Source organism: Ideonella sp. P3_A4, assembly GCF_056403075.1.
The window spans coordinates 1-4,750 of sequence record NZ_JBFUGE010000463.1 but is presented as its reverse complement, the minus strand read 5'-3'; the positions used below and the strand labels follow the sequence as shown (position 1 = coordinate 4,750).

Genomic DNA, 4,750 nt, shown 5'->3' with positions numbered 1-4,750 from the left:
GACTTCCCTTGTTCGCCCCCTGTGGGTTGGTATTGCCGCGATCGCGCTGGCGCCAGTTGCTTTCGCCCAGGACGTCACCGGCGCCGGTGCCTCGTTCCCGGCCCCTGTCTATGCCAAGTGGGCTGATGCCTACAACAAGGCGAGCGGCGCACGCATCAACTACCAGTCGGTCGGCTCGGGTGCCGGCATCAAGCAGATCAAGTCCAAGACGGTCGATTTYGGCGCGTCCGACATGCCGCTGAAGGACGAAGAGCTGGCCGCTGACGGTTTGTTCCAGTTCCCCACGGTGATCGGCGGCGTGGTGCCGGTGATCAACGTCAAGGGCCTGAACCCTGGCCAACTGAAGCTCACCGGCCAGGTGCTGGGCGACATCTTCCTGGGCAAAGTGACGAAGTGGAACGACGCGTCGATCGGCGCGCTGAATCCGGGCGTCGCACTGCCGGACGCCGACATCGCCGTGGTTCGCCGCGCCGATGGTTCGGGCACCAGCTTCATCTTCACCAACTACCTGAGCAAGGTGAACGCCGASTGGAAGKCCAAGGTYGGTGAAGGCACSGCGGTGAACTGGCCGACCGGTGCGGGCGGCAAGGGCAACGAAGGTGTGGCCYMGTAYGTGCAGCGCCTGCCGAACTCGATCGGYTAYGTCGAGTACGCCTACGCCAAGCAGAACAAGATGGCGCACGTGCTGCTGAAGAACAAGGACGGCAATTTTGTCGCGCCGGACGACCTGAACTTCAAGGCCGCGGCGGCTAACGCCGACTGGTCCAAGACCTTCTACCAAGTGCTGACCGAGCAGCCCGGCAAGGATTCGTGGCCGCTGACCGGCGCCACCTTCATCCTGATGCACAAGGTGCAGGCCAAGCCCGAGCAAGCCACGACTTCGCTGAAGTTCTTCGACTGGGCCTACGGCAATGGCGACAAGATGGCCGCCGAGCTGGAATACGTTCCGCTGCCGGACGCTGTGAAGGCCTTGGTGCACAAGCAGTGGGCCGAAGTGAAGGATGGGGCTGGCAAGCCGGTCACCTACAAGTAAGCCTCACGAGGCCCGCCACGACACCAAGCCGTTGCCGGCACACCCCGCGCGCCTTCAGGGCCGCGGGGCCGGCCGAAGCCGCAAGAAGGAGCGCAAGGTGACCGCTACACTGCCGGCCAGCCCCATTGCCAACAAGCTGTCCATGGAACGATCGTCTCCGGCAGGGCGTCCGGGCGGGCGCGCAATGCGCGCCCCCTGGGCCGACCGGCTGTTTGCCCTGGCCGCGCACGGGGCCGCCTGGCTGACCCTCGCGCTGCTGTTGGGCATCTTGCTGTCCCTGATCGCTGGCGCCGCGCCGGCGATTCGCGAATATGGCCTGAGTTTCCTCTGGCGTAGCGAGTGGGATCCGGTGCAGGACCACTACGGTGGCCTGGTGATGATCTACGGCACGCTGATGACTTCGGGTATCGCGCTGCTGATCGCGGTGCCGGTGAGCTTTGGCATCGCGCTGTTCCTGACCGAGTTGTCGCCGCAGTGGCTGAAGCGCCCGCTGGGCGTCGCGATTGAGTTGCTGGCGGCTGTGCCGTCCATCGTCTACGGCATGTGGGGTTTGCTGGTCTTCAGCCCGCTGCTCGCCACCTATGTGCAGCAGCCGCTGCAACACATCTTCAAGGGTGTGCCGGTGCTGGGTGCGCTTTTCTCCGGCCCGCCGGTGGGCATTGGCCTGCTATCGGCCGGCATCATCCTGGCGATCATGATCATCCCGTTCATCGCCTCGGTGATGCGCGACGTGTTCGAGGTGACACCACCGATGCTGAAAGAGTCGGCCTATGGGCTGGGCTCGACCACCTGGGAGGTGGTCTGGAACGTGGTGCTGCCTTATACGAAGACCGGTGTCGTCGGCGGCGTCATGCTGGGGCTGGGCCGTGCGCTGGGTGAAACGATGGCGGTGACCTTTCTCATCGGCAACATGAACCAGCTGAATTCGATCTCGGTGTTCGAGGCGGCCAATAGCATCACTTCGGCGCTGGCCAACGAGTTCGCCGAGGCGGGTGAGGGCCTGCACCAAGCCTCGCTGATCTACCTGGGCCTGGTGTTGTTCTTCATCACCTTCGTCGTGCTGGCCTTCTCGAAGATCTTGCTCGCGCAGTTGAAGAAGAGCGAGGGCAGCAAGTCATGACCTCCTTGGCAAGTCTCGATGCCGGCCGCCTGGCCATGCACCGCAAGCGCAAGCGCGTCAATGTCATCGCGCTGGCGCTCTCGCTCGGCGCCATGGCGTTTGGCGTCTTCTGGCTGATCTGGATCCTCTTCGAGACCGTGCACCTGGGCCTGGGTGGACTGAGCTGGCAGGTCTTCACCGAGATGACACCTCCGCCGCAGGCCGAGACTGGCGGCTTGGCCAACGCGATCTACGGTTCGTTGATGATGGTGGGGCTGGCCACGCTGATCGGCACGCCGATCGGCATCATGGCCGGCATCTACCTGGCCGAGTACGGGCAGCGCACGTGGCTCGGCCGCACGACGCAGTTCATCAACGACATCCTGCTGTCGGCTCCATCGATCGTGATCGGCCTGTTCATCTACGCCGTGGTCGTGTCGCGCTTCAAGTCCTTCTCGGGCTGGGCGGGTGTGCTGGCCCTGGCGCTGATCGTGATCCCGGTCGTCATCCGCACGACTGAGAACATGCTGAGCCTGGTGCCGAATGCGCTGCGCGAGGCGGCCTATGCGCTGGGCACGCCGAAGTGGAAGGTCATCCTGTCGATCACGTTGAAGGCAGCCCGTGCCGGTGTCGTGACCGGTGTGCTGCTGGCGCTGGCTCGGGTGTCGGGTGAGACAGCGCCGCTGCTCTTCACCGCCTTGTCAAACCAGTTCTGGACTTCGAACCTGTCCGAGCCGATGGCCAGCCTGCCGGTGACGATCTTCAAGTTTGCGATGAGCCCTTACGAGAACTGGCAACAGTTGGCCTGGGCCGGCGTCTTTCTGATCACGCTCGGCGTGCTCGCGCTCAATATCCTGGCGCGCGTGCTGTTCCGCAACAAACACTGACCGAAACGCGAAAGCATCATGGACGCGAAAGTCGACTTGTCTGTCACCGAGAAATCCAAGATCGCGGTGCGCGACCTGAATTTCTACTACGGCAGCTTCCACGCGCTGAAGCACATCAATCTGAACATCCCCGAGAAGAAGGTCACCGCCTTCATCGGCCCGTCGGGTTGCGGCAAGTCCACGCTGCTGCGCACCTTCAACCGCATGTTCGAGCTCTACCCCGAGCAGCGCGCCGAAGGCGAGATCCTGGTCGACGGCGAGAACGTGCTGGACAAGCGGCTGGACGTGTCGCTGATCCGTGCCAAGGTCGGCATGGTCTTTCAGAAGCCGACGCCGTTCCCGATGTCGATCTACGACAACATTGCGTTCGGCGTGAAGCTGTTCGAGAACCTGTCTCGGGTCGAGATGGATGAGCGCGTCGAATGGGCGCTGAAAAAGTCGGCGCTGTGGAACGAGGTGAAGGACAAGCTGGGCCAGAGCGGCTCGGGCCTGTCCGGTGGCCAGCAGCAGCGGCTGTGCATTGCGCGCGGCATCGCGATCAAACCTGAGGTGTTGCTGCTCGACGAACCCTGCTCGGCGCTGGACCCGATCTCCACCGGCAAGGTTGAAGAGCTGATCCACGAGCTGAAGAGCGACTACACCGTGGTCATCGTGACCCACAACATGCAGCAGGCGGCCCGCGTGTCCGACTACACCGCCTACATGTACCTCGGCGACCTGATCGAGTTCGGCCCGACGCGAGACCTCTTCATGAAGCCGCAGAAGAAGGACACTGAAGACTACATCACTGGGAGATTCGGCTGAATCTCCCAGTGATGTAGCGGCGCAGACTGACTTCGCTTCAGCGAAGTCAAGCGAAGCGGGTCGAAGCCACTACGCAACGCAAAGGCACAACAATGAGCGACAAGCATCTCTCCACCCAATTCGACGCTGAACTCAGCGGCGTCTCGACCCGCGTGCTCGAAATGGGCGGTCTGGTCGAAGCCCAGGTGGCCCAGGCCATCTACGCGCTGACCAATTTCAGCGCCGAGACGGCGACGCAAGTGCTGCAGATGGAAGAGCGGGTCAACCAGCTCGAAGTCGACATCGACGCCGACCTGTCGGCCATCATTGCCCGTCGCCAACCCACCGCGCGTGACCTGCGCTTGCTGATCGCGATCAGCAAGACCATTGGCAACCTCGAGCGCGTCGGCGACGAAGCCGCTCGCATCGCGCGCACCGTGCAACGCCTGATCAACACCGGCGTCTTCAGCCGCCTGCGGCTGCCAGTTGGCGACGTGTCGTTCGAGGCCAAGCTGGCCATCGAGTCGCTGCGCAAGGCGCTGGACGCCTTTGCCCGGCTGGACACGGTGCAAGCGCTGGACGTGATCAAGAACGACAACCAGATCGACGCCGAGTTCGACGGCCTGATGCGCAAACTCATCACCTACATGATGGAAGACCCGCGCACCATCTCCGCCAGCATCGACCTGGTGTTCGTGGCCAAGGCCATCGAGCGCGTGGGCGACCACGCGAAGAACCTGGCCGAGCAGATCATTTACATCGTCAAGGGCCGGGATGTGCGGCACAACCCGGTCGAAACGGTGGAATCGATCGCGCTGACGCGCAACTGAGCCACCTGGACCACCCCCTTGCGCGAAGAACGGAGAACCTGACCCATGCCCACCGTGCTCGTCGTCGAAGACGAAGCGGCGATTGCCGAGCTGATCGCGATCAACCTGCGTCACGCTG

At 63.2% G+C, this 4,750-nt stretch carries 5 protein-coding genes; all 5 read left to right on the top strand.

Annotated features, from left to right (window positions below):
- The first annotated feature begins 19 nt into the window (after positions 1–19).
- A complete protein-coding gene (gene pstS, locus AC1DYI_RS26840; protein WP_477207180.1) occupies positions 20–1,033 on the top strand; it encodes a phosphate ABC transporter substrate-binding protein PstS in 1,014 nt (337 codons plus the stop codon).
- A gap of 142 nt (positions 1,034–1,175) precedes the next feature.
- Positions 1,176–2,153, top strand: a complete 978-nt coding sequence (pstC, locus tag AC1DYI_RS26835) for a phosphate ABC transporter permease PstC (RefSeq protein ID WP_477207179.1) — start codon at positions 1,176–1,178, stop codon at positions 2,151–2,153.
- Positions 2,150–3,019: a phosphate ABC transporter permease PstA gene (gene pstA, locus AC1DYI_RS26830; protein WP_477207178.1), complete on the top strand. Its 870-nt coding sequence runs from the start codon at positions 2,150–2,152 to the stop codon at positions 3,017–3,019. The genes pstC and pstA overlap by 4 nt, the downstream gene beginning before the upstream one ends.
- An 18-nt stretch (positions 3,020–3,037) precedes the next feature.
- The gene (pstB, locus tag AC1DYI_RS26825) at positions 3,038–3,823 is read left to right on the top strand and encodes a phosphate ABC transporter ATP-binding protein PstB (RefSeq protein ID WP_374562465.1); all 786 of its coding nucleotides are present in this window, start codon (positions 3,038–3,040) and stop codon (positions 3,821–3,823) included.
- Positions 3,824–3,915: 92 nt separating this feature from the next.
- On the top strand, positions 3,916–4,632 hold the full coding sequence (gene phoU / locus AC1DYI_RS26820; protein WP_477207177.1) for a phosphate signaling complex protein PhoU: 717 nt from the start codon (positions 3,916–3,918) through the stop codon (positions 4,630–4,632).
- The last annotated feature ends 118 nt before the right edge of the window (positions 4,633–4,750 follow it).

Coding starts and splice junctions, on each gene's coding strand:
- phoU (WP_477207177.1), top strand. CDS start 3,916: ATGAGCGACAAGCATCTCTCCACCCAATTCGACGCTGAACTCAGCGGC.
- pstB (WP_374562465.1), top strand. CDS start 3,038: ATGGACGCGAAAGTCGACTTGTCTGTCACCGAGAAATCCAAGATCGCG.
- pstA (WP_477207178.1), top strand. CDS start 2,150: ATGACCTCCTTGGCAAGTCTCGATGCCGGCCGCCTGGCCATGCACCGC.
- pstC (WP_477207179.1), top strand. CDS start 1,176: ATGGAACGATCGTCTCCGGCAGGGCGTCCGGGCGGGCGCGCAATGCGC.